This window comes from Lactobacillus acidophilus (assembly GCF_034298135.1).
In the GTDB taxonomy this organism is placed as follows: domain Bacteria; phylum Bacillota; class Bacilli; order Lactobacillales; family Lactobacillaceae; genus Lactobacillus; species Lactobacillus acidophilus.
Map to the genome: position 1 here is coordinate 122322 of NZ_CP139575.1, position 23415 is coordinate 145736.

General features: G+C 34.2%; 22 protein-coding genes and 1 pseudogene. 11 read left to right on the top strand and 12 right to left on the bottom strand.

Going from position 1 to position 23415, the window contains the following annotated elements; translation table 11 throughout:
• The first annotated feature begins 39 nt into the window (after positions 1-39).
• Genes SO785_RS00570 through SO785_RS00585 form a run of 4 tightly spaced genes read left to right on the top strand, consistent with a single transcriptional unit; the run spans position 40 to position 2598 of the window.
• Entirely contained in the window at positions 40-687 is a 648-nt protein-coding gene (locus SO785_RS00570; protein WP_003549992.1) for an amino acid ABC transporter permease, read from the top strand.
• A 13-nt stretch (positions 688-700) separates the two neighbouring features.
• Positions 701-1321, top strand: coding sequence for an amino acid ABC transporter ATP-binding protein (locus SO785_RS00575; RefSeq protein ID WP_011254538.1), 621 nt, complete (start codon positions 701-703; stop codon positions 1319-1321).
• Between the two features lie 3 nt (positions 1322-1324).
• Entirely contained in the window at positions 1325-2143 is an 819-nt protein-coding gene (locus SO785_RS00580) for an amino acid ABC transporter substrate-binding protein (protein ID WP_003550005.1), read from the top strand.
• A 2-nt stretch (positions 2144-2145) separates the two neighbouring features.
• Positions 2146-2598, top strand: coding sequence for a GNAT family N-acetyltransferase (locus SO785_RS00585; protein ID WP_003550006.1), 453 nt, complete (start codon positions 2146-2148; stop codon positions 2596-2598).
• Here SO785_RS00585 and SO785_RS00590 read toward each other — a convergent pair.
• Complete coding sequence (locus SO785_RS00590) at positions 2595-3155, bottom strand: SGNH/GDSL hydrolase family protein (RefSeq protein ID WP_003550008.1); 561 nt, start codon at positions 3153-3155, stop codon at positions 2595-2597. The two genes, SO785_RS00585 and SO785_RS00590, sit on opposite strands and share 4 nt — an antisense overlap.
• A gap of 56 nt (positions 3156-3211) precedes the next feature.
• Between SO785_RS00590 and coaA the strand changes: the two genes are divergently transcribed.
• Positions 3212-4126 carry a type I pantothenate kinase gene (coaA, locus tag SO785_RS00595; protein WP_003550009.1) on the top strand — a complete coding sequence of 305 codons (915 nt, stop codon included), beginning with the start codon at positions 3212-3214 and terminating at the stop codon, positions 4124-4126.
• A 123-nt stretch (positions 4127-4249) separates the two neighbouring features.
• Entirely contained in the window at positions 4250-4825 is a 576-nt protein-coding gene (gene efp / locus SO785_RS00600; protein WP_003550017.1) for an elongation factor P, read from the top strand.
• 59 nt (positions 4826-4884) lie between these two features.
• On the opposite strand, the gene SO785_RS00605 is transcribed toward efp, so the two are convergent.
• Both SO785_RS00605 and SO785_RS00610 read right to left on the bottom strand, forming a co-directional pair.
• Positions 4885-5466, bottom strand: a complete 582-nt coding sequence (locus SO785_RS00605; protein WP_003550018.1) for a PepSY domain-containing protein — start codon at positions 5464-5466, stop codon at positions 4885-4887.
• Positions 5467-5590: 124 nt separating this feature from the next.
• Positions 5591-5953: a DUF1304 domain-containing protein gene (locus SO785_RS00610; protein WP_003550019.1), complete on the bottom strand. Its 363-nt coding sequence runs from the start codon at positions 5951-5953 to the stop codon at positions 5591-5593.
• Between the two features lie 319 nt (positions 5954-6272).
• Here SO785_RS00610 and SO785_RS00615 point away from each other — a divergent pair, with 319 nt between their 5' ends.
• The gene (locus tag SO785_RS00615; protein WP_003550020.1) at positions 6273-7913 is read left to right on the top strand and encodes a peptide ABC transporter substrate-binding protein; all 1641 of its coding nucleotides are present in this window, start codon (positions 6273-6275) and stop codon (positions 7911-7913) included.
• 63 nt (positions 7914-7976) lie between these two features.
• Here SO785_RS00615 and SO785_RS00620 read toward each other — a convergent pair whose 3' ends face one another.
• From SO785_RS00620 to SO785_RS00650, 7 genes are all read right to left on the bottom strand, one after another.
• Positions 7977-8492 (bottom strand): GNAT family N-acetyltransferase, encoded by a 516-nt coding sequence (locus SO785_RS00620; RefSeq protein WP_003550021.1) that lies wholly within the window; start codon positions 8490-8492, stop codon positions 7977-7979.
• Positions 8492-8947 carry a MarR family winged helix-turn-helix transcriptional regulator gene (locus SO785_RS00625; protein ID WP_011254537.1) on the bottom strand — a complete coding sequence of 152 codons (456 nt, stop codon included), beginning with the start codon at positions 8945-8947 and terminating at the stop codon, positions 8492-8494. The genes SO785_RS00620 and SO785_RS00625 overlap by 1 nt, the downstream gene beginning before the upstream one ends.
• 86 nt (positions 8948-9033) lie before the next feature.
• Entirely contained in the window at positions 9034-9642 is a 609-nt protein-coding gene (locus SO785_RS00630; RefSeq protein WP_003550024.1) for a PepSY domain-containing protein, read from the bottom strand.
• Between the two features lie 18 nt (positions 9643-9660).
• Complete coding sequence (locus SO785_RS00635; protein WP_011254536.1) at positions 9661-10203, bottom strand: PepSY domain-containing protein; 543 nt, start codon at positions 10201-10203, stop codon at positions 9661-9663.
• A gap of 59 nt (positions 10204-10262) precedes the next feature.
• On the bottom strand, positions 10263-11645 hold the full coding sequence (locus tag SO785_RS00640; protein WP_021873966.1) for a sensor histidine kinase: 1383 nt from the start codon (positions 11643-11645) through the stop codon (positions 10263-10265).
• Between the two features lies 1 nt (position 11646).
• Positions 11647-12348: a response regulator transcription factor gene (locus SO785_RS00645; RefSeq protein WP_003550031.1), complete on the bottom strand. Its 702-nt coding sequence runs from the start codon at positions 12346-12348 to the stop codon at positions 11647-11649.
• A gap of 58 nt (positions 12349-12406) precedes the next feature.
• Positions 12407-13324, bottom strand: coding sequence for a prolyl aminopeptidase (locus SO785_RS00650; protein WP_003550037.1), 918 nt, complete (start codon positions 13322-13324; stop codon positions 12407-12409).
• Between the two features lie 117 nt (positions 13325-13441).
• On the opposite strand from SO785_RS00650, the pseudogene SO785_RS00655 reads away from it, so the two are divergent.
• Both SO785_RS00655 and SO785_RS00660 read left to right on the top strand, forming a co-directional pair.
• Positions 13442-15047 (top strand): annotated as a pseudogene (locus SO785_RS00655) (ATP-binding cassette domain-containing protein).
• 184 nt (positions 15048-15231) lie between these two features.
• Positions 15232-15975: a PAS domain-containing protein gene (locus tag SO785_RS00660; RefSeq protein WP_011254533.1), complete on the top strand. Its 744-nt coding sequence runs from the start codon at positions 15232-15234 to the stop codon at positions 15973-15975.
• A 61-nt stretch (positions 15976-16036) separates the two neighbouring features.
• Here SO785_RS00660 and SO785_RS00665 read toward each other — a convergent pair whose 3' ends face one another.
• Entirely contained in the window at positions 16037-16327 is a 291-nt protein-coding gene (locus SO785_RS00665; protein ID WP_003550042.1) for a hypothetical protein, read from the bottom strand.
• An 87-nt stretch (positions 16328-16414) separates the two neighbouring features.
• Positions 16415-18472: a collagen-binding domain-containing protein gene (locus tag SO785_RS00670; protein ID WP_011254532.1), complete on the bottom strand. Its 2058-nt coding sequence runs from the start codon at positions 18470-18472 to the stop codon at positions 16415-16417.
• Positions 18473-18747: 275 nt separating this feature from the next.
• Between SO785_RS00670 and pnuC the strand changes: the two genes are divergently transcribed.
• Complete coding sequence (gene pnuC / locus SO785_RS00675) at positions 18748-19485, top strand: nicotinamide riboside transporter PnuC (protein ID WP_003550046.1); 738 nt, start codon at positions 18748-18750, stop codon at positions 19483-19485.
• 342 nt (positions 19486-19827) lie between these two features.
• A complete protein-coding gene (locus tag SO785_RS00680) occupies positions 19828-23352 on the top strand; it encodes a mucin-binding protein (protein WP_003550047.1) in 3525 nt (1174 codons plus the stop codon).
• The last annotated feature ends 63 nt before the right edge of the window (positions 23353-23415 follow it).

Consider the following 23415-nt stretch of genomic DNA (forward strand, 5'->3'; position numbering starts at 1 on the left):
CTAAGAGGGCTTTTTTATTAAGAAAATGTAGGTGGAAATATGTCTTTAACTTATATCAATGAAATTTTGCCGGCTTTATTTAGCGGTGCTGGTATGACTTTGAGTATTTTCTTTTTGACAATAATCTTAGCAACACCATTAGGAATATTGGTATCACTCGGAGAAATGAGCAAAATCAAGCCGCTTAAGTGGTTAGTTAATTTTTATGTTTGGATTATGAGAGGTACGCCGTTACTTTTACAATTAATTTTTGTGTTTTATGGTTTACCAATTATTCATATTGTTTTTCCTAGATATCAAGCAGCATTGTTTGCTTTTGTTTTGAATTATGCAGCATATTTCGCTGAAATTTTTCGTGGTGGTTTTCAATCAATTGATGAAGGACAATTTGAGGCAGCTAAAGTCTTGCGCTTAACTCGTTTCCAAACAATGACTAAGATTATTATTCCCCAGGTAATTAAGATTGTTTTGCCATCAATTGGTAACGAAGTAATTAACTTGATTAAGGATTCATCTTTAGTTTATGTGATCGGTTTAGGTGATCTTCTTAGAGCAGGTAATGTGGCTATGGCCAGAGATGTAACTCTAGTACCGCTTGTTTTAGTTGGGATAATTTATTTATTGCTAATCAGTATTTGTGCATTTGTAATGAAAAAACTTGAAAAGCACTTTTCTTATTACAAGTAGGATGGTGAATTAAATGTTAGAAGTAAAAAATTTATGTAAAGAATTTAATAATCGACCAATTTTAAGAGATATTTCGTTCACATTAAAAGATGGCGAAATTATGACTATTGTTGGTCCATCTGGTGCAGGTAAGACTACACTTTTGCGAATTATTGCTGGGCTTGAAACAAAGGATAGTGGTGAAATATTAATTGATGGCAAACCTTACGATTCAGGCAAAGTCGGTGTGGTTTTCCAGGATTATAATCTTTTTCCTAACTTAAATGTCTTACAAAATATTACTTTAGCCCCGACCATGGTATTAAAAGAATCAAAAGCAGAAGCTGAAAAAAATGCCCAAGAGTTGCTAGATAAGTTACAGATGAAAGGTAGAGAAAAGCAATATCCATATGAACTATCTGGTGGACAAAAGCAGCGAGTAGCTATTGCACGTGCATTAGCTATGAAACCGCGAATTTTGTGTTATGATGAGCCCACTTCTGAGCTAGACCCTAATTTGCGTAAAGAAGTAGAAAAAATGATTTTAAATTTAAAAAAATCTGGGTTAACTCAACTAATCATCACTCACGATTTAACTTTTGCCAAAAATGTTGCAGATCAAATGCTTAAGGTACAGCCGTTAAGTGAGGCATAGCATATGAAGAAAAAATGGATTTTTGTTTTGTTAGCCACTTTAATGCTGGTTTTAACAGGATGTGAAAGTGTACAAAAAAGGGCGAATACGCAGAATACATGGAATAAAATTGCACAAAAAAAGCAAGTAGTAATTGGACTAGATGATAGTTTTGTTCCTATGGGCTTTGAAAAAAAGAATGGTCAACTTACCGGTTATGATGTAGATTTAGCTAAAGAAGTTTTTAAATTATATGGGATCAATGTCAGTTTTCAAACAATCGATTGGTCAATGAACGTAACGGAACTTCGTAACGGTACAATTGATTTGCTTTGGAACGGTTATAGTATTACTAAGCAAAGAGAAAAGAAAGTGGCATTTAGTAGACCATATTTGCGCAACCGCCAAGTTTTAGTTGTAAAAAAGAATAGCGGTATTTCTTCTTTTAGTCAGATGAAAAAATATGAGTTAGGGATGCAAACTGGTTCAACGGCTGAGCAGTGGTATGAAACTAAACAAAATATTTTGCATGCAAAAAAGACTGTGCTTTATGACACAATCTCAAATTCATTTTTAGATTTAAATGCAGGCAGAATTCAAGGGATTTTGCTTGATGAAGTCTATGCAAATTATTATATTGCTCATATGGCTAAGAGTAAGAATTATAAAGTAATTCAAAATGATGCGGTACCGATGGATTTATTTGCCGTGGGAATGCGTAAAGGCGATAAAACTTTGCGTAAAAAGGTAAACCAAGGTTTAGAAAAATTGCAGAAAAATGGTAAACTGAAGCAACTAAATGAAAAATGGTTTAACAAAAATAGTTCATATTTAGGAAAATAATTATGAAACAAATTAATGATTTTACTTTTAAAACAGTTGATGAAATGACCGGACGGGAATTTTTCTGCGTCGAAAGATTACGCAATGATGTTTTTGTTGCCGAACAAAAGATTACATTGCCTGAACTTGATGATCAGGATTTAAATGCTATTCAAATTTATCGCTTAAATGCGGATAAAACGAATGCTTTATCTACTTGCCGAATCTTTGAAGAAGATGGTAAATGGATGCTAGGCCGAGTTGCGGTTTCAAAAGATGCAAGAGGAATGCATCTTGGTAGCAAAATGGTTGAAGCAGCACAAACGTATTTAAAAGAAATTACTGTTACTGCGTTATACTGTCACGCCCAAATGCGAGTTAAGCCGTTTTACGATAGATTAGGTTACCAAGCCATAGGTAAACCATTTGATGAAGGCGGAGTAGAACACGTAATGATGAAAAAGGATTTGAGCTAATCAAGTTCTTTTTTTAATGTGGGCACTATTTGATTAACTAAAAATTCATTGCCTTTATCGGTTAAGTGTTGACCATCTGGCTGGTAATATGTCGAAATGTGTTTTAATTTTCTCATTGCAGAAAGAATATCCACAAAGGGCGCATTATGCTTAATAGCCACTTTTTGAGCTACTTGATTATAAAGATCTAAGCGCTGGTCACCATAGAATTGATTAATTTCACGATTAGTTGGATCAGGATAGCATAAGCCAATAACTACGCTTTTGCCTACTCTGTTGAGAATTTCATTTAAATTATTCTCATAGTTCTTAATACTGATACCCCAAGCTGTCGCTGCATCGTTATTGCCGTATTCTACGACTACTAAGTCATGATCATTAGGAATTTGAACTAGATAATCCAGTCCTTCAACGGTAGTTGCACCGCTTTTAGAAATGTTTTCCACTTGTGCATAATCTTTTAGTTGCTTTTGAAACAAATTGCTAACTAAATTAGTATTATGACCGTTACGATAGGCATTGAAGATTGAGTCGCCAAATAAAATAATTTTTTTCATAAATTGTCACCTTTCAATTATAATAAATAAAGTGTATTTAGAAGGAATTATTGAATATGAAAAATTATACAAGTTTTGAAAGAAATGAATGGGCAAAACTTGCACCCAAAAACAAAGTTGATATTACTAAAGAAGAATTAGCTGATATTAAATCACTTGGTGATGTAGTAGATTTGACTGATGTTCATGAGATTTATACTAGTTTAATCAGCTACTTACACTTAGTTTACCAACAAAAAAGGGATGCACAAAAAGCTCAGATTGAATTTTTGCATAAAGCATTTAAATCGGCACCATTTATTATTGGAATTTCCGGTTCAGTTGCCGTAGGAAAATCAACAACGGCTCGTCTTTTGCAACTAATGCTTAAAAGAACATATCCGAACTTAAAAGTACATTTGATGACTACTGATGGTTTTATTTATCCAAATGAAGAATTAAATCGTCGTAATCTGATGCCCCGTAAAGGATTTCCTGAAAGTTATAATATGGCTTTGCTCAGTGATTTTTTAAAGGATGTTCTAAGTGGGAAAGAGGATATCGTTTATCCACTGTATTCACAGGAATTGAGTGATATTGTACCAGGACAATATGGGCATGTGAAAAATCCGGATGTTTTAATAATTGAGGGAATAAATACCTTGCAGTTGCCTGAAAGTGGGCAAGTAGTAACTAGCGACTTTTTTGATTTCTCAATTTATATTGATGCTAAAGAAGAATTAATTGAAAAGTGGTATATGCAGCGCTTTAAGAAAGTACTGAAATTAAATAAAGATAAACCCGATAATTTCTATTATAAAATGGCTAATGGACCACTTGAAGATGCATTGCAGCTTGCTGAAGAGACTTGGCAAATGGTTAATCTAGTTAATTTGCGTGAATATATTGCGCCAACTAAAGAAAGAGCAAGTCTAATTTTGCATAAAACAGATGGACATTTAATCGATCGTATTTACCTAAGACATATTTAATTTGGTATACTAGAACTTATGAATATGATTTATTTGTTATTAATTAAAAAATTTGCATTGCCCCCAGCGTGTTAATAAAGAAAACAAGCAATAAATAAAAAATAATCACGGGGGAATTAAATAATGGTACAAGCAATTAACTTAAAAAAAGGTATGATTTTTAGTCAAGACGGTAAACTTATCAAGGTTTTGAAGGCTAACCACCACAAGCCTGGTAAGGGTAACACTGTTATGCAAATGGATTTGCGTGACGTTAAGAGTGGTGCCGTTGTTCACAAGACTATGCGCCCAACCGAAAAAGTTGACTTGGTTGAAGTAACTAAAAAGAGTGCACAATATTTATACAATGAAGGCGATAACTACACATTTATGGACACTGATACTTATGACCAATATGAAGTATCAGCTGATCAATTAGGTGATGATATTAAATTCTTAATGCCTAACATTGTAGTTGATATGGACTTTACTGATGATAATAAGATTATCGGTATTGAATTACCATCAACTGTTGAAATGACTGTTAAGGAAACTCAACCTGGTATTAAGGGTGCAACTGTTGCTGGTGGTGGTAAGCCTGCAACTATGGAAACTGGCTTAGTTGTACAAGTCCCTGATTTCATTAATGAAGGCGAAAAGCTCGTTATCGGTACTGAAAATGGTGATTACAAGTCACGTGCAAATAGCCAACCAAGATAATTAAATAGTACAAAGAAAATGCACTACTCATCTAAGTAGTGCATTTTTGTATAGATTTATTATAATAATTCTTTTGTTTCGGCATTAATTTTTATTTCACGTTTTTGTTCATTACGGATTAAAACAATTTTCCAAATAGCTTGATCATTAACATCTTCTAATTTCCAAGAAATAGGAGTTTCATTATTAAATTCTTTAGTAGCAATTTCTGAAGCTTCACTACGTGAAATTGTTTTATTCAAATTTAAATAGGATTCTTTATCAAAATCATAGTTCAAGACTTGAGTTGATTGACCTATGATTTTATTATTAGTTGCATCGACTTGAATCATACAGTCTTTTCGATCATCAAAGCCTATGATGTTATAGACATATATATCTTTATTTAAAGTTAATGAAATAGATTTTATCACTGCGTTAGAGTATAACGATTTAAATTTGCGAATTGCACTAGCTTGATTAACTCTAATCGTTGGCAATTTATCAGTTGAATAACTAACTGCCTGTGTTTTATTTAAAAAATCTCCGACATGAACAGTAACGTTGCTTGTCTTTCGGGTCTCTTGATTTGCATGAGAAATAGCAATTCCAATAGCAATACCGGCAAAAATACTTAAAATGAATGTCAGAAATCTTTTCATATACACCTCTTATTTATGTATTGATTATATTATATATAAAATTATAATCTATAAATGAGTCGGTGACACTATGTCAGTATATGCTTTATAATTTCTTACGTCTTTTGTTTTATTTTTGTAATTTTTAACTTAAAAGAAATATTAATGCCAAAAGAGCTGGCAACATTTGGACTACGAAGATCTTTTTAGTTGCAGTAAATCCCCCAAAAATAGCTACAACGACAATTAAAGCCAGTAACAATTCCCAAACTGTGAATACTACTGGAGCTTTGAAAACAAAATAAACTAAAATTAAAAGAAGACCAAGCATGCCGTTGTAGATACCTTGGTTGGCCATTGAAATTTTAGCTGCACGTTGTTTTACAAAATTGATATCCATATCAAAAGCTTTAGCTTGGGTCGCAGGTTTACCAAAAATTTCTAAAAAACAAATTCCAATATGCTCGATTCCTACGATAAAAGTTAAGATAATTCCAATAGTTTGCATAAATATCCCCTTTCTTTTTCTTAGAATATTATTACATGAAAAAATTTCTCTGTAAAAATATTGACATATGTAAACTTACTAGATAGAATAACCTTATCAAAAGTAAGAGGGAGGATGAATTACATGTTAGCACGTCAAGCACAATTACAAGCTAATGAATGTTGTTGTTACAGCAACATCTATTTGTCGTGCTCGAATGTGTAATTCATCTATTAGGCTATTACTTATTAACTAGTTAAGAAGTTGTGGTTCTTATGAATGGGATGTATTCCGCGTTGGAGTACATCCCATTTTTGTTTTGTTAGAGAAAGGAAAAATTATGTCGAAGTTTAAGGGAGTTATGGCAGGTATTATCACGGTTTCAATGGGATTATTACTTGCAGCTTGCGGCAACAACAATAGTGCAAAACCAGCAGCTGATAATGCTTTGAATTTAAGTACTACAGCTCCTCTAGATACAATTGATATTAGTAAGTCTACAGGTTTTGGACAAACTGGTAATGTTTTTGAAAGTTTCTATCGTTTAGGTAAAAATGGTAAGCCAACTGCTGGATTAGCAAAGAGCGGAACTGTTTCTAAGGATGGAAAAGTATGGACATTTAAATTGAGGGATGCTAAGTGGTCAAATGGTGATCCAATTACTGCTCAAGACTTTGTCTACTCATGGCGTAGAAGTTTAAACCCTAAGACTGCATCCCCATATTCATACCTCTTCAGTGGTGTGAAGAATGCGGACGCAGTAGCACAAGGTAAGATGAAGCCAAGTGCTGTAGGAATTTCCGCCCCAAACAAGAATACCGTTGTAGTTAAATTGGACAAGCCAATTGCTTACTTTAAAGTCTTAATGGCTTATCCATTATTTGGACCACAAAATGAAAAAGTGGTTAATAAATATGGGAAAAAGTTCGCTACTAAGGCTCAATATCAAGTTTATTCTGGTCCCTTCAAGATTAAGGGCTGGAACGGTACCAATGATACTTGGTCATTTGTGAAAAATAATAAATATTGGGACAAAAAGGTAGTTAAATTAGATAAAGTTAACTATCAAGTGGTGAAGTCAAATAATACTGGTTACCAAATGTATCAACAAGATAAGCTTGATTTGACTCCACTTTCAAGTGAACAAGTTAAGAATTTAAGAACTAACAAAGATTTCACACAATATCCATATTCATTAGTTAGATTCTTGCTTTACAATTTCAAGGATAAGAATGCTACTAACCGTAAGGCTTTAAACAATAAAAATATTCGCTTAGCATTATCACTTTCAATCGACCGTGATATTGTTACAAAGAAGGTTTTGGGTAATGGCTCAACTCTTCCTACAGGGTTTGTAGCTACAGATTTAGCTAAGAGTCCTACTAATGGAACTGATTTTGCTAAAGATCAAGCTGTAAAGAATACAGTTGATTACAACCCCACTTTAGCTAAGAAGTACTGGAAAAAAGGCTTGAAGGAAATCGGTGAAAAGAATTTAACTTTCAATGTTTTATCTTCTAATGATGAATCAGATAGTGATCAATTGACGCAATACTTGCAATCACAATGGACAAAGGATTTAAAAGGCTTAAAGGTTAATATTACTAATATTCCAGATAAGTCAACTACAAGTCGTGCACAAGAAGGTGACTTCGATATTTACTTGTCACATTGGGGCGGAGACTTTAACGATCCAATGACTTTTATGCAAATTCCAATGACTGGTACTTCATACAATTATGGTAAATGGTCTAACGCAGAATATGATAACTTGGTAAAGAAAGCTGGTAATCAAGATGCTAACGATCCGGCAACCCGTTGGAATGATTTAGTTTCTGCAGCTAAAATCGTGAACCGCAATCAGGCAATTACTCCAATTTATCAACAAACTACAGCTTACTTGCAAAAGCCACGTGTTCATGGCATTATTCACAATACTGCTGGTACGCAATGGTCATACAAGTATGCTTATGTGAAGTAGAAAATATTTATAATTAAAAAGCTGATATTCAACGTTTTAAACGAAGATTATCAGCTTTTTTAATTATAATTTTTTAAGCAATAGCCAATCAGTTTGCGGATCACTGCCCACTTGGAAAGTATGTTGGCTAACTTTTTTAAGACCACGTTTTTTATAAAAATGTTGTGCATTAATATTTTTTTCGTAAACACCTAGCCAAAGGTAATCTTTATTTTCTTTGCGAGCAATTTCTTCTGCATAATCAAATAGCACGCTACCTAAACCTTGATGTTGAAAACTAGGAAGCAGGTAAATTCGCTCTATTTCAAGTGAATTAGGTTTAAGGTGTTCAGTTTGTGCTTTTCCAACATTAATCTTCAGATATCCAGCAACTTCATCGTCTTTCATTAAGAAGAAAAAGCGACTATCAGGATTTTCAATTTCGCTAATTAATGTACTAATCTTATAATCTTCATCTAAAAATTTTTCCATATCATCTGGTGCAGTGTATGGATCAAAAGTATCTTTAAATGTTATACGAGCAATTTTTTGTAGTTTTTTCGCATCATCTGTTGTGATCGGCTTAATTGTGTAATCCATTAGTAATTCCTTTTACCGCCATTTTTGACGAAGCGCCAATTTTCACTGGCATTATCTTCAACTTGTTGAAGTAGGGCGGCTAATTCCTTTCGTTGATTTTCGTTTAATCCAGTTAGCACTAATTCATTAGAGTATGTATTTTCTTTTTCGATCTTTTTAGCTAATTTTTGTCCTTCTTGTGTAATAAATAAGTGTTTGACTTTCTTATTATTAGAATCTTGCTTCTTGGTAATTAAACCGTTTTGTTCCAGCTTCTTAATACTGCGAGCGGTAGTTGTACGATCAACATTTAACATATTGGCTAAATGATCTGAAATAATTCCTGGATTTTCTAGAATACGGACTAAATATAAATATTGTCCACGACTGAGTTGCATGTCCTTGAATTCAATATTGGCGATCGAATCAAGGGCTCTAGCGATAGTACCGATTTGACGTAAAATATCTTCTTTCATTTGTTCACCTTGATTTATAATAAAATATTTTTGTTGCATTTGCAACAAAAACATGAAAAATAAAAAAGCGAGATATTTCTCGCTTTTTAGTCATCATTTTCAACTGAAATTACTTTTTTACTATGAGCATCAATTTTAACTTCAGAACTATGGTATCTTTCACCTACTTCTACATTCCAGTAAGTTTTACCATGTTCTTGTTCAAGATTCCATTCACGACTTGTACCTTTAGCGTGCTCTTCAGCAATAGTACTAGCTTCATCACGGCTGATTACACCGTTAAGATTTAATTCTTGTTGATCATCTTGATCATCATGTTCTAATTTCTCTGAATGAACACTGCTGGCATGACCAGTTTCGGCATTAATCTCGGCAGAATATTTATGGGTAGTGTCGAAACCTTCAATTTCGTAGATGTATTGGCTGCCTTCAAGTTTTAAATCAATACTATGGATTTTTTTATTGTTAAATTGGTTATGAAATTTATCGATAGCTTCTTGTTGGCTTAGCTTAATTTTATTAACGCTTGATTGTACTTGGTTTGAAGCAACAGAACTTCTTTTTTCAGTAACTGTACTTTTTTTAGAATTTTCAATAGTCCGACTACTTTGTGTTGTACTGTTATCGTTATTAGAACAAGCAGTAGCAATTAATGCTACGGATAATAAGGTTAAACTAGCTAATTTCAGTTTCATTTTGATCCTGCTTTCTTATTAGTCACGTTCGACGCTAATAATCTTTTTAGTTAAAGCATTGATTTTCACGTCGCTCTTTTTACCATTTTTAGTAACGGTTACTTCCCATACGCTTCTAGAGTTTTCACGTTCAAGGTTCCATTCGATAGCTTTGCTACCAGAAACACGTTTCTGAGCAATTTTTGTGGCAGTTGAACGAGAAATAGTCTTATTTAAATTCAAAGCTGCTTTTTTATAACCGGCTTCTAATTTTTCAGAATGAGAAGAAATAGTCTTGCCACTAGAAGCATTGATTTTCATTTCGTATTCTCTAGTTGAGCTAAATCCTTCAATTTCATAAACATAGCGACCATTTTCTTTTTCTAAATTAATAGATTTGATTTTAGCGTTATATTTAGCTTGGAATTTCTTTACTGCAGAACTTTGAGAAACTTTAATTTTGCCGGTAGCTGCTTGAACAGTAGTAGGTTCTGCTTGATTAATAGTAGTGATAGCAGCAGCGCCTAGGCCGATTAATGCTGCACTAGCAATTATAATTTTCTTTAAGTTGATAGCTTTCATAATATCTCTCCTTGAATAAATTATTTTGATCACGTTTAACTTTATTTGATACATATATCTTACAGGAGAAAGAATAGTAAAAAACTAAATTTTAATAGAAAATAGGTGAAGATTTCTTCATTTTTGGGCAAGCTTACTATGAATATACTACCTTGAGGAGTATTATCCTTTAATACGATTTTACCATGATATTTGTTGACCTCAGTTTGTACAATTGCAAGCCCTAAACCGGAGCCAGAAATTTTGCTTGAATGTGAATTGTCTTCACGATAAAAACGTTCAAAAATCTTATCTTTATTTTCTGAGTTAATACCAATGCCATGATCAGCTACTTTAAAGATAATATGTTTGTCTTTTTCTACCAGTGTAATGTCAATGTCGCTATTTTCTGGGGAATATTTAGCAGCATTTTCGATCAGATTATGTGCGATATTATAAAAATCAGTTGTTGAAATAGAATAAATTAATTGGTTGGGTAATTTGGCTTGAATAGTATGAGGATATACTGTTTGTACTTCACTAATTACTTCTTGAACAATTTTTACTAAATCTGTATTTTGGTCATTATTAGTATAATGATCTATTCTACCTAAAGTAAGAAGCTCATTTACTAGTGTTTCTAATTTCTTTGATTCAACGTCAATATAATTTAATGAAGTAGGAATAATTTCTGGATTGCTTTTTCCACGGCGTTTAATTAAATTGACATGACCGCGGATAGCGGCAATTGGCGTTTTTAATTCATGTGAAGCATCACTAACAAATTGTTGTTCACGTTCCAATGCTTTCTTTTGAAAAGCTAATAAGTTATTAAACGATTTAGCTAGGTTCTTTATTTCTAGAGGTTGAGTAGGAACGGTAATTTGATCTTTCTTACCATTTTTTCGAATATCTTTAATTTCCATATTCATATTTTGAATCGGACGACTCCACCTATATGACAATCTACGAATTAAAGGGATACTGATAAGCATAGCAGCAATATTAATGCCAAGCATCGTGAATAATAACCAGGTAATTAAGTTAAGCAATTCATCTACATTTATCGCCACGTGAATTTGATATGCACGGTGTCGTTCTTGATTTAAAAAATAGACATGTTTTTTGGCAAAAACAAAATTTTGGTAGTGCCGTTTTTGACCAATTACTTTAAAAGTTTCATGTGCATCCTCAGAGTAGTAGGTTCTTCCTGTAGGCGTAGTTAGAATAATTGCATCATCATCTTGTTTGGCTAAAAAAGCATCAAGTAGAGAAGACCAATCGTATTTGGGTTCTAAATTTTCTTCTACGGCTTGAATAACTTGTTCACTTTGACTTTTAGCATGGTAATAAATATAACTTGAAGAAATAATCAAGAAAGCAATATTAACTAACAGCAAAATCGCTACAAATAATCCCACAAAAAGGCGAGTTAATTGAGCAGAAGTAGTGTTTTTTTTCATTTTATTCGGCTTTTCTTAAACAATACCCTAATCCACGGACAGTCTGAATTAACTTTTTATTAGGATCACCTATTTTATTCCGGATGGTTCTGATATAGACATCAACTGTGTTAGTTTGCCCCACAAAGTCATATCCCCAGACTACATCAAGCAATTCATCGCGGCTTTTGACTTTTTCCGGGTCACGCATTAATTCAGTCATTAGAGCAAATTCCTTTGGAGTCAAATAGATTTTTTCATCATTAGAGAAGAATTCGTGTTTAACCAAATCAATTTTAAAAGGTCCAAAGTTAAATGAAATTGTCGAGTTTTCTTTTTGTTTGTTACTTTTTTCTAAGCGACGCAAAATTACTCGAATTCTAGCAAAAAGTTCTTCAATTTCAAATGGCTTAGTAATATAGTCATCTAATCCTTGATCAAGGGCTGAGCTAATGTCAGAAGTGGAATTTTTAGCAGTAAGCATAATAATAGGGACCTCGCTTTTTTTACGAATCCGTCTTAAAACAGTGATCCCATCATATACAGGAAGCATCCAGTCGAGCAGGATTAAAGTGGGTTTTTCTTTTTGAAAGAGTTCTAAAGCTTCTTTGCCATCTTGAGCCCAAATTACTTGGTAACCTTCAAATTCTAGTTCAGTTTTAACGAAGCTGGCTACGGCTTCTTCATCTTCTACTAAGAGAATTTTGACATCTTTTTCATCCATATTTTCACCTCTAGAAAAAAACGGCTGGAAAATTAATTCCAACCGTTTTGTTGATTAATTAATTTTGGCCTTTAAAGGTGCCGTTTTCTACTTCACGAATGAAGTCAGCCAAGTGTTTATAGTAAACTGTAGGATTATCAACCATGTGGTGGTGTCCACCATCTGGAGTAGTAACTAAACGTGAGTTAGGAATTTCCTTTTGCATAATCTTAGCAGTTGAAATAGGCATAGTTTCGTTTTCACCAAAAGTAAGCAAAGTTGGAACATTGATCTTGTGTAATTGATCTCTGAAGTGCCAGTCCTTTAACTTACCGGTGATAACAAACTCATTATCACCTTGGAAGGCGTTGTAAACAGCAGAACCACCAAGGTCCTTTAGATGGTAAAGCTTTGAAGGTTGCTTACGATCAACAAAGTTAATGTTCAAGATTTGAACGTCATCTTGGTAACGTTTGTTGTCGTAATCATTGTTCTTTTCACATTCATGCATAAAATCAATTTCAGTCTGTGGTAGAACTTCTTGACGTCTACGATTAACTGATGCAACATATTCGTCGATTTCATCAACCATTGATGAAATGATCGCACCCTTTAAGTGCTGACCATATTTAACGGCGTATTCTTGAACTAATAACCCACCCCAACTTTGACCGATTAAGTAAATATTGTCTAAACCGAGCTTTTCACGAACTTCATCAACTTCATCTAAGAAGTATTCATAAGTTAAATACTTTTTAGCAATTTCAGGATTAGAATAGTCAGGTTGATCTGAGTAGAGTGAGCCAAGTTGATCGTACATGGTAACTTGGACGTCTAAGCCTTGTTTTTTTAGTTGTTCTGCAGTGTCTTCCCAATATTCGTGGTTGCCGCCAGGACCACCGTGAAGAGCTAATAAGTGAATGTCGCCTTCACCTTGAGTATTAGTCCATAAGTGGTAACCGTTGTCTAAAGTGATAATTTTAGTACCAGTTTTCATAGAATTTCCTTTCAGTCTTTATTAAAAATAGAATGTATTACATTAATTATCGTATCAGATTGAGAAAAAGACAAGTATGCGGGTATAATGATTCAAGTATATAAAAAAGGAGAGTTTATGAGTCTTAAATATGCTAAAAAAAGCCAATTAGTCTGTTTTACGATCTTGGCAGCAATTAAGGCCTGCAATATTGTTTTTGTAGCCTACATGATTCAGATTATGTTGAATGTTGCTTCTTCGGGGTCGCATGACTACATGCATTTGATTAGATTGGCAATTTTAACGGGATTGGGTCAATTATGCTTTATGGCCAGCAATTTTGTTTATGAAACGGTTAAAATGGGAATCATCCGTGACGTAAATATGACCTTGAAGAAAGCTAATTTACGTTATTTAGTTGATCAAGGTGATCCAGATGTTAAAAGTGGGTTGTCACTGATGACTAACGACTTGAAGCAGATTGAAACTAATCGAATTACAGCTCAGCTTGATATGATTTTCCAAGGATTATCGTTTTTAGGTGCAATCAGTTTTGCCTTCTATAGTTCTTGGCAAATGACTATTGTGTTCTTAATAGCAACTATTGCTCCTGCCATTGTACAGATGGTGACGAGCCCAATTATTACTAAGAGATCTAAGGTTTGGGCTAAGACTAATGCTAATTACACGCAAAACGTATCTGATTCGTTAAACGGTGCGCAAGCTACTAAGCTTTATAACGTTAGAACGAATATCGTAACGCGTGCAGCTAATGCAGCCCAAAATATGGAAAATGCCTTACGTAACATGACTTTAACACAAGCTTGGGCACTTGAATTAATTTACTCGGCTGCTGAGTTATTTTGTTTCATCGTTCCATGTACAATCGGTGGAATTATGATGATGCAGGGTAATTTGCAAGTAGGTACATTGGTAATGATGGTTGACTTGGCAATGAATTTTATCACGCCAGTTGTTACACTGTTTAACGAATTTAACCAAGTTAAGTCAACCGTGCCGATGTGGGAAAAGACTCAAGAAGCTTTGAAACATGTGATGAAAGATGACAAGCAAAAGATTGATCATTTTGAAGGAATGAAAATTGATGATTTGTCTTATGTAACAAGTTCTGATCATAAGCGAATTTTTGATGGAGTTAATATCGAAGTTAAACCTGGTGAAAAAGTATTGCTTATGGCACCAAGTGGCTGGGGGGAAAACAACGTTATTGCGCCTTCTTTTGGGATCGAAAAGACCTAAAGATGGGAAGATTTTGCTTAATGGCAAAGATGTAACTGGTAATTGGGATGCAGCGCATAATTATTTCTCCTATGTTAACCAAAAGCCGTTCATGTTTGACGATACGTTGCGTTTTAACATTACGCTTAGCCGGAAGGTGAGCGATGAAAAGCTGAAGCAAGTAATCCATGAAGCTGGACTTGATAATTTGGTTAAGAGCCAAGGGCTAGATAAGCAAGTGGGTGAAAATGGTAGTGAATTGTCTGGTGGGCAGATTCAAAGAGTAGAAATTGCTCGTGCTTTATTATCGGGCAGACCAATCTTGTTAGCTGATGAGGCAACGAGTGCGCTTGATCCTAAATTGTCACTAGATATTCATAAAACATTACTTGAGAATCCTAATGTTGCGGTAATAGAAGTAGCCCATAAGATTTCACCTGAGGAAAAAGCAATGTTTGATGTGATTATTCATTTGGACAAGCATACTGTTGAAACAAAGATTTAGTGAAATTAATGGGAAAAGTACTGCTTTGTAAGTGGTACTTTTTTTGAAAAATAAAATATATAAAATTTTATATAATAGAGTTTGGAGAATTATTGCTAAATTTATATTAATCCAATTGAATTAAAACCGCTTACAAATTATAATTAGAATTAAGAAGATTCTTTATTAGTAGGAGGAAAAAATTATGGCAGAACCTAAATGGCTTAAGGATATGAATCCTGATGAATACTTAAAAGAAGATTTTGAAGCTAAGGGTAAATCTAAATATACAGTTGAAGGAATCGATAAAAATGATCCTGAATGGCTGGATAAGGCAGCTAAGAAGGTCCATGCTGCAGAAGGTGACGATTATGTGAAGCTGGATGCTGGGTTACTTACTGTTAACCAACTTAATTGGATGCTTAGAAATACAATTGGGGAAATGACTTTTGTTGACGATAATAATGAATTCCTATGGTACAATCGTCCAACTGATCCCAACTATAAGATGCTTGCTAAACGTACACCAGATCAAGTCGGTGATACTATGAAGGCAATTCACCCTGATGTGCGTGATGTTATTCCTAATGCTAAAAAAGTAGTTCATGCTTTACGTACTAAGCAAGATGGACATGATGATGTCTATATGCCTGTTCCAACTGGTAATTTGAAGAAACTTGTTTTGCACTACTATAAGCGTGTTGAAGATGATAATGGAGATTACGCAGGTATTTACGAATGGGTTCAAGATTTGTATCCACTTGTTAAGTATTTCTGTGAAACTACTGGTCAAAAGTTGGTAGTAGATGATGATGCCACAACTGGTGCAACTTATCGTAGAAATTCAGATCCTGATGCTGTAAGTGGTGCTTCAACTAAGGCTGAAAAGGTAGAAAAAACTAAAAAAATAGAAGAACCAGATACTACAACAGGTGCTTCACAACATTAATATTTATCAATAGAAAAACTCATCAATTGACTCAATTTTAGAATCATTGATGAGTTTTTTGTTAATTAATAGGATTGATTTCTTTTACTGCAATCATTATTTCTTCAGTAATGTTATCGCTAGTGATGTCGTGCTGTGGATATGCAAAGTAAGGAACTATTTGATAATTTTCAGGAATATTTGAATCGATAATTTCTTTTAATCTTTTGTTGCTAATAAATATTGTAGTATTAGCTGGTGCAGAATAATATACACCAACTTTATTACCATAGGGATCGTAATAATTAATCTCTAAACAGTTAGCTGAATTAATATTTTTAGTAATAGAAGAATTTTGTTCGCTTTTTAGCATATTAAAGCCTCCACTTTATTAATGCGGTTACATTTAAATCTATAGTAACAGTAATTTTTATATAGGTTACTTTAAAAATAAGCATCTTTATTTTAGATGCTTATTTTTAGTTAATTTTTCTTTTTCTTGTTGATGAATGAGCCTAATGCCGTGATTGTTGCAGCAATACTTGCTAAAACAAATGCCTATAGTAATGAGGTTAGTTTTATCTTCACCGGTTTCTGGAAGTCCAACTTCTTTTGTGGTTTCAGTTGCAGTTACAGTTTCATTTTTTACTTCTGCTTTCGGTTTAGTTGTTGTTTCACCAGATTTCTCGGTTACAGGAGTAGGAGTTACCGTAGACTTGGAAGAAGTTACTTCTTTTTGATTTTTTTCGATTACATTTTCAGGAAGTGGAGCAATAGCTTCTTCTTCTGTTGATTCTTCTCCAGCTGGTGTTTCATTTTCATCTGTACCATCTGGATCCAGTACATCTACAGTTAATGGAGGAGTAAAATCTTCTGTATTGTCAGGAGTTTCCTCTGGTTTAGGTTGTGGAGCAGGAGTATCTGGAGTTGGATTTTCAGGCTCTGGCTCTGGCTCAGGGTCAGGCTTAGGCTTCGGCTTCGGTTCGGGATCTGGTTTAGGCTCAGGCTTAGGCTTTTCAGGTTCTTCAATTTCTACGAATGGCGGTGTTAAGTCCCAACGGTGTGTTTCACCACTAACAGTAACTTTGTTACCAATAATATTACCGTCAATATTAACAGCATTTGTAATATGAGCGTTGGTTGCTAGAACACTTCCCAAATGGTAGTCTCTAGCAAAATGTAATTTATTAACATCTGTACCGAAGTTCCAGAGCAATTTATTAAATTGAGTTGGAGTTTCAGAAGAACCACCAATATTATTACCATCAGCATATTCCAGTACGAGGTGAGTTTGAACTGTTAAATCTCCACCTTGAATATTAGTTACATTTAAAATAATCATTGGAGCTTCAGCACCAGCAGGAATACCTTTGATCGTAATATTACGTTTGTCGCCTGAAAGGTGTGCGGCATCAATTGTTACGTAAATAGGTTCCTTATTGTCGCCAGCATTCTTTATAGCTTCAGAAACATCGATCCAACTATTGTCAGTACTAAAATCGGCTTTAACTCCTTCAGTCTGTGCTTGACTAGCCCAGTTATCTGACTTTTGACTTAATTTATCTAGTTCGCCTTGAATATTAATTTTTTGATCAGCTTGAACAATGTGGTTATAAGGAATATCTACTTTTCTCCAGTCAGGTTTTTCAGCAGTTCCATAGTTAACTTCAATTGCTCCATCATTCTCAAATGAACGGTATTCAATGTCTGGTCCAAAGATGACTACTTTGTTGTCACCGTCGATTTTGTTAAGTCCATTGAGATTGCCAACATAGTGGATATCACCGTTGGTTAAATTATTGGTTGCATTTGAATTGGTACCAAAATTTGTACCAGAAAGTTTATCTGTAGCAATATTACCTGCAATACGACCATTTTGAGTCACTTCATTACCGAAAATATGGAAGATACCAGCGATACCTAAAGGATGTTTATTTGCCAAATCTTTAATATGATTTGCCAATTCTTCCTTGGTCATTTCATTAATATTTGGTTTATCTTTTTTATTTGTATCTTCTTTAGAAGTAGTATTTTTGTTCACTTCTGCTTCAGTATTAGTCGAATTTGTATCTTCGGTAGAAGTATTAATATTATTATTTTGAGATACATTTTCTTCAGATTTTGAATTTACATCTTCAACTGGAGTAGTACTTTCAGCTTCTTCTGTTTGAACTGGTTGCTCAGTATTAACAGATGTTACTGGATCTGTTTTTTCTTGAGTAGATACATCTGTATCAGTTTGCACAGTAGTTGTAGTACTATCATCAGTATTTTCAGAGTAATTAGCTGAAACTCCAGTATTATCAGTAGTTAAAGTGTCTGCTGTATTATTTTCTACAGGGACACTTTCTTCTACTACTGAAGTTGTATCATCTGTCATTTCATTTTGAATTGCTTCAGAGGCTGCTGAGACAATTGGCGCACTAGGACCAGCTAGTATGCCGAAACTTAATAACACTGCAACAGCACCCTTAGCCAATTTGCGAATAGCAAATTGCGTCTTCTTTGTCTTAACCATTTTAGTACCTCCGTAGTACATAATAATATATCCTTTTCCTTCCTTGTATACATTATATGACACGGTGTCATATATAAAAATAAAAATAAAAGCGTTTTAAAAAAAACTTAACAAATATAAAATTATGGTATTAACGCAAATCAAAAAAATGTCAATCCTTGTATTTAATTTTGAGTCTACTATACTAGATAACGATGCTTTTTAAATAAAAGAGCGGATAAGGCACAATATATAGTATATTGTGAACCTAAAATAAAAAGGGAGTAGTTTGTATAATGGAAAGACATGAGAATTATTTTGTTTGGCTGTTTAATCAATTAAAGGGGTGGCCAGTACAGAACTATTGTTTATGGTTTTTTGCATTCGGTTTTCAATTAGCCTTACTTATTCAAGCCAAAGTTACGAGTGTAACTTTAATCACTTTCATCGGGACTCTTTTGGGAACACTTTGTGTTCTTGCAATTAATGCAACTAAAGCAATTAATGGATGGTTAGGATTGGTTTCAGCAGCATGTTTCATTTATGCTGGTTGGTCAGCCAAGAATTATCTTTCCATTTTTGAACAAATTGCTTACATTGCAACTTTGGATTTACCTGTTATTATCTCAGTTAGATCATGGAATGATGATACTAAGAACCACTTGAGAAAGTTCGGTGCTAAAGAATGGGTCATCGCCATTGTTGGTACATTTTTGGTTTATCTAGTATCAGGTTACTTAATTGGTAAATTTACTAATGATCCACGTCCATGGGTAGATGCAATTAGTTTTGCTATTTCACTTACTGCCGGAATTATGTGCTTTATGCGTTATAACAACCAATACTTCTGGTGGACAGCAAGTGGTATCTTCCAACTTATTCTTTGGGGTATTACTTATGCACAAGGAGATGCCAACTTGGCTATGGCTATTAATTCTTTGATTTATGTAATTAATGATGTTTTGGCATTTACTGTTTCACCTTGGTTTAACATGGGACGTCGTAGAGCCGGGCTTAAAGAAATTAGTAAGTAAAATCGAATAATATATTAATTAAAGAGCTATCGATATTTCGGTAGCTCTTTTTGCATACAAAACCATAAGTAATATCTAAAAATAGTTAATTAAAAATCAAAGTGACACTATGTCTCTTATGAAATGAAAACTTCCACTGTAAAATTTATATCGAGAAATCTGTAAAAAGTTAAGAATATATATAAATAAGAAAACTTATAAAGACTTAAAAATAAAATTGTTAAGAAAATTTTAAGAGACATTATGTCACTATAAAAAGAAAATGCTTTCAAATATAATTATAAGCATAAAGATGTATAAATTCTTATATGTATATATGTATTTTTTGATGGAGAATAAAACATGGTACATGAAAAAAAGAAGATGAGAAAAAATCATAAGAAGATAACCCACAAGGGTAAAAAGATAACCACGGGGGCCGCTTCCGTATTACTTGGAGCTGGAATTGTGGTAGGAGCAAATGCTCGTCCTGTCAAAGCTACAAGCTCACGCGAAGATGAAATTACTGAGGTAGATACTATTAATGTGATTAGTAGTGAAACTGAAAAAGCAGATGTAGAGCAAAGAACAGATACTACTGAAACTGTAGAAACAGAAGGTAATGTGGATAATACAAATACGGAAGTTTCTGTACCTATAGATGAAACAATTAATACTGAAGCTCAAGCTGCAAACAATACAACACAGGTTGAATCAACTGTAGAAGATACAACACAAGAAGAGACTACAGAAACGCAACAAAATCCTTCAGTGGATAATCAAGAGCCGGTTTTAAGTGATCCTCCTAGTGTGGAATCACCAGAAGATTCAGCTACAGAAGTTACAACTACTAAGACAACTGATGAAGTAAAAAATGCAGCTGATGAAGCCAATAAAGAAAACAAAGATAAGTTAGATGCGGAAATAAATAAGGCTGAGGATAATGGTCATACAGTAACTCAAGATGGTGACAAAGTATATAAGGCTGATGCAACTAATATCGATAAGATAATTGAAGATCTTAATCAATTTACTGCTGATCAAATTACTGATATTGAAACTAAATTAGCTAAATATAAAGAAGAACTAGAAGCGTACAAGGCTGATCAAGTAAGATACGAAGCTGAATTGAAGAATTATCAAACAGCTAAGGATGCTTATGTTAAAAAATTAGAAGAATGGGGTCTTTATAAGCCAGGCGATATTGATCCAAGTGATATTTCACAGAGTTTAATTTTAGGAGAAGAGAAAAACTCTAAAGTTGAAGTTCTAAATAAGGGAAGTGTCGTAGATGAAGGAACCGGCAGTATCTTAAATGGCTTATTGAATCATTTCTACACCATTGATGAAAAATTCGACGGCGAGTTCTTGAAGCTGCAATATACTAACTTAGAGAACATAACTTATATGGGTAAGAATATCGATAGTATTCAGATTATCTTTAGTGGTTGGAATCCTAACTATAAGGGGAAAAATGCTGATAAGAGAACTTCAGGTATTTATTTCAGTGACAAATTAACTGACGGTTTTTTCTACGTAAACAGCGATGGCGTAACCATGGAAATGATTTTGTTTGAAAATGGTAAAACCATTAACCTAGATAAAAATTCCGCATATATTACTGCTGGTTCCTTGAACAGTCAGGGTACAGGTAATGACTATATTGAAAAAGCTGAAATATTTAACAATAGTAGCGAATATGGCGGTAGTGCTGTTACATTCCAGGATTCATTCATAAGACGTCATGATGGTACTTATGGTGGGGATGTTCTATATGCGGACCAAAATATCGAAGTTTTAGCCGTATATCCAGGTAAAGATCAAACTTTAGAAGATGCAATTGAAGAGCAGAAGAAATTAGCTCTTGAGGCTGGATGGAAGCAAGAAATTATCGATAAGTTCATTAACTGGGATAGCTCTACCGATCGCTCAAAGGCAATCTTTGGCGCAGGTGCATTTATGGTCTATGGTAATAAGATCAAGATTAGATTTAGTAACGGCATCGGTTCAGCTTGGGCAACATATTCTACTTCAATCCCAGGTATGGCATTCCGTGAAGAAAAGCCAAAGGAACCTACTGTACCTGAGCCACCTAAGTTAGATCTTACTTACACGCCAGGTCATATTGAATTATCCAAATCTAACGTCCATATTCACTATGTTGATGTTCATGATACTGCACAGGCTGGTAAAAATGATAGCTTTGTTCCTGATGATGGTATAGAGCTTGATGATCATGTTGATCATCAATTAGATTTATTAATCGGTACCGGTTATAACCACGACTTATGGAATTTCGAAGATGCCGGATATATTTTGGCAGAAGAAATCAAAGATGGTGTGCAAAATGGTACGGTTATTAAAGACGATCAACACCATTATGTTTACTTGAAGCATAAATTTATTCCGACAACGGATGAAGAGAATGAAAAGAAAGATGTAAATCAAGTCATTCATTATGTATATGATGCAACTGGTGAAACGGCTTATAAGGACTATCACGCAGTTACGCTTCACTTCATTAAGAGTGGACAAAAAGATGTTGTGAACGGCAATATTATTTGGGGCAATTGGACACTTGCACAAGACTTTGCAGGTGTGAAGAGTCCGTCAATTGAAGGTTATCATCTCAAGGATAAAAATGACGATGTAGTTGGTCCATACACGATTGAAGTAACGGAGAAAAATTACCAAAATAATCTTGATGTAGAATACACGGTAAGATACGTAGCTAATGCTACTCAAGAGCTTAACCTCAAGAAAGAAGTTAACCAAGTCATCCATTACATTTACGAAAATGGTACGAAAGCTCATGATGATTATCATGCATTGACTCTACTCTTTGAGAAAAAAGGTATCAAAGACTTAGAAACTGGAGAAGAAACTTGGGGTGAATGGACTAAGACACAGACATTCGTAGTGGTAAAGAGTCCTGATATTCAAAATTACATTGCGGATAGACTAGAAGTTGGTCCATATGAAATCACTGTGACTGATGAAAATTACAAGACTAACTTAGATAAAGACGACATTGTAATCTACAGAGCTAGAATCGAAGAAGTTACACGTGATAAGGTAGTTAACCAAGTCATTCACTATATTTACGAAGATGGTAGTACAGCTAGACCAGACCATGTGAGTGTAAAACTTGTCTTCACCCAAACAGGAGTAAAGAACTTGGCTACTAATACTACGAATTGGAATGGTGAATGGACTAAGACACAGACCTTTGTCGTAGTGAAGAGTCCGGAGATTGAAGGCTACACTGCAGATCGCGAAGAAGTAGGCCCATATGATATTACTGTAACGAATGAAAACTACAACGATAAATTAGATAAAGAGGATACTGTAATTTATAGAGCAAATACTAATGTTCCGGATAACCCAGATCCAGATAATCCAACTCCGGATAATCCAGATCCAGATAATCCAACTCCAGACACTCCAACCCCTGATCCAACTCCAGGCGATGATGAAGAAATTGCCACGCCACCTCTTCCAGAGGATGAAATTGGTAATTACCCATCTCAATCAGACGAAGATGATGAAGAAGAGCGCACAGCTCCACATGCTACAGGAAAAGAAACAAGATCAGGAACCAACAAAAACAATGCTAGAGTAATTTCTCTTGAAAATGCAGGAAGTGATGATTCAGTAACTCCAGAAAATGTTTCAACTGAAGCAACGGATAAAACTGATGAAAAACAAACTACTGTTAACTCAACAAATGAAAAGACTTTACCAGCAACTGGTGAAGAAAAAGATGATTTTGCTAAAGTGATGAGTGGGTTAGCAGCTGCATTAGGAATTACAGGATTAGCTGTAACTTCTAAGAGACGCAAAGCTACTGCAAAACGCAGCAAGAAAGATAAAAAGAACGGTAAATAAATTTGAAAAGTAGTGCGAAAGCACTGCTTTTTTGATGTGCTAAAATAAGTCAAAACTAGGAAG

What these genes read in the sequence shown, in the direction of transcription:
- SO785_RS00570 (WP_003549992.1), top strand. Translation starts at nt 40, where the DNA reads ATGTCTTTAACTTATATCAATGAAATTTTGCCGGCTTTATTTAGCGGT.
- SO785_RS00575 (WP_011254538.1), top strand. Translation starts at nt 701, where the DNA reads ATGTTAGAAGTAAAAAATTTATGTAAAGAATTTAATAATCGACCAATT.
- SO785_RS00580 (WP_003550005.1), top strand. Translation starts at nt 1,325, where the DNA reads ATGAAGAAAAAATGGATTTTTGTTTTGTTAGCCACTTTAATGCTGGTT.
- SO785_RS00585 (WP_003550006.1), top strand. Translation starts at nt 2,146, where the DNA reads ATGAAACAAATTAATGATTTTACTTTTAAAACAGTTGATGAAATGACC.
- SO785_RS00590 (WP_003550008.1), bottom strand. Translation starts at nt 3,155, where the DNA reads ATGAAAAAAATTATTTTATTTGGCGACTCAATCTTCAATGCCTATCGT.
- coaA (WP_003550009.1), top strand. Translation starts at nt 3,212, where the DNA reads ATGAAAAATTATACAAGTTTTGAAAGAAATGAATGGGCAAAACTTGCA.
- efp (WP_003550017.1), top strand. Translation starts at nt 4,250, where the DNA reads ATGGTACAAGCAATTAACTTAAAAAAAGGTATGATTTTTAGTCAAGAC.
- SO785_RS00605 (WP_003550018.1), bottom strand. Translation starts at nt 5,466, where the DNA reads ATGAAAAGATTTCTGACATTCATTTTAAGTATTTTTGCCGGTATTGCT.
- SO785_RS00610 (WP_003550019.1), bottom strand. Translation starts at nt 5,953, where the DNA reads ATGCAAACTATTGGAATTATCTTAACTTTTATCGTAGGAATCGAGCAT.
- SO785_RS00615 (WP_003550020.1), top strand. Translation starts at nt 6,273, where the DNA reads ATGTCGAAGTTTAAGGGAGTTATGGCAGGTATTATCACGGTTTCAATG.
- SO785_RS00620 (WP_003550021.1), bottom strand. Translation starts at nt 8,492, where the DNA reads ATGGATTACACAATTAAGCCGATCACAACAGATGATGCGAAAAAACTA.
- SO785_RS00625 (WP_011254537.1), bottom strand. Translation starts at nt 8,947, where the DNA reads ATGAAAGAAGATATTTTACGTCAAATCGGTACTATCGCTAGAGCCCTT.
- SO785_RS00630 (WP_003550024.1), bottom strand. Translation starts at nt 9,642, where the DNA reads ATGAAACTGAAATTAGCTAGTTTAACCTTATTATCCGTAGCATTAATT.
- SO785_RS00635 (WP_011254536.1), bottom strand. Translation starts at nt 10,203, where the DNA reads ATGAAAGCTATCAACTTAAAGAAAATTATAATTGCTAGTGCAGCATTA.
- SO785_RS00640 (WP_021873966.1), bottom strand. Translation starts at nt 11,645, where the DNA reads ATGAAAAAAAACACTACTTCTGCTCAATTAACTCGCCTTTTTGTGGGA.
- SO785_RS00645 (WP_003550031.1), bottom strand. Translation starts at nt 12,348, where the DNA reads ATGGATGAAAAAGATGTCAAAATTCTCTTAGTAGAAGATGAAGAAGCC.
- SO785_RS00650 (WP_003550037.1), bottom strand. Translation starts at nt 13,324, where the DNA reads ATGAAAACTGGTACTAAAATTATCACTTTAGACAACGGTTACCACTTA.
- SO785_RS00660 (WP_011254533.1), top strand. Translation starts at nt 15,232, where the DNA reads ATGGCAGAACCTAAATGGCTTAAGGATATGAATCCTGATGAATACTTA.
- SO785_RS00665 (WP_003550042.1), bottom strand. Translation starts at nt 16,327, where the DNA reads ATGCTAAAAAGCGAACAAAATTCTTCTATTACTAAAAATATTAATTCA.
- SO785_RS00670 (WP_011254532.1), bottom strand. Translation starts at nt 18,472, where the DNA reads ATGGTTAAGACAAAGAAGACGCAATTTGCTATTCGCAAATTGGCTAAG.
- pnuC (WP_003550046.1), top strand. Translation starts at nt 18,748, where the DNA reads ATGGAAAGACATGAGAATTATTTTGTTTGGCTGTTTAATCAATTAAAG.
- SO785_RS00680 (WP_003550047.1), top strand. Translation starts at nt 19,828, where the DNA reads ATGGTACATGAAAAAAAGAAGATGAGAAAAAATCATAAGAAGATAACC.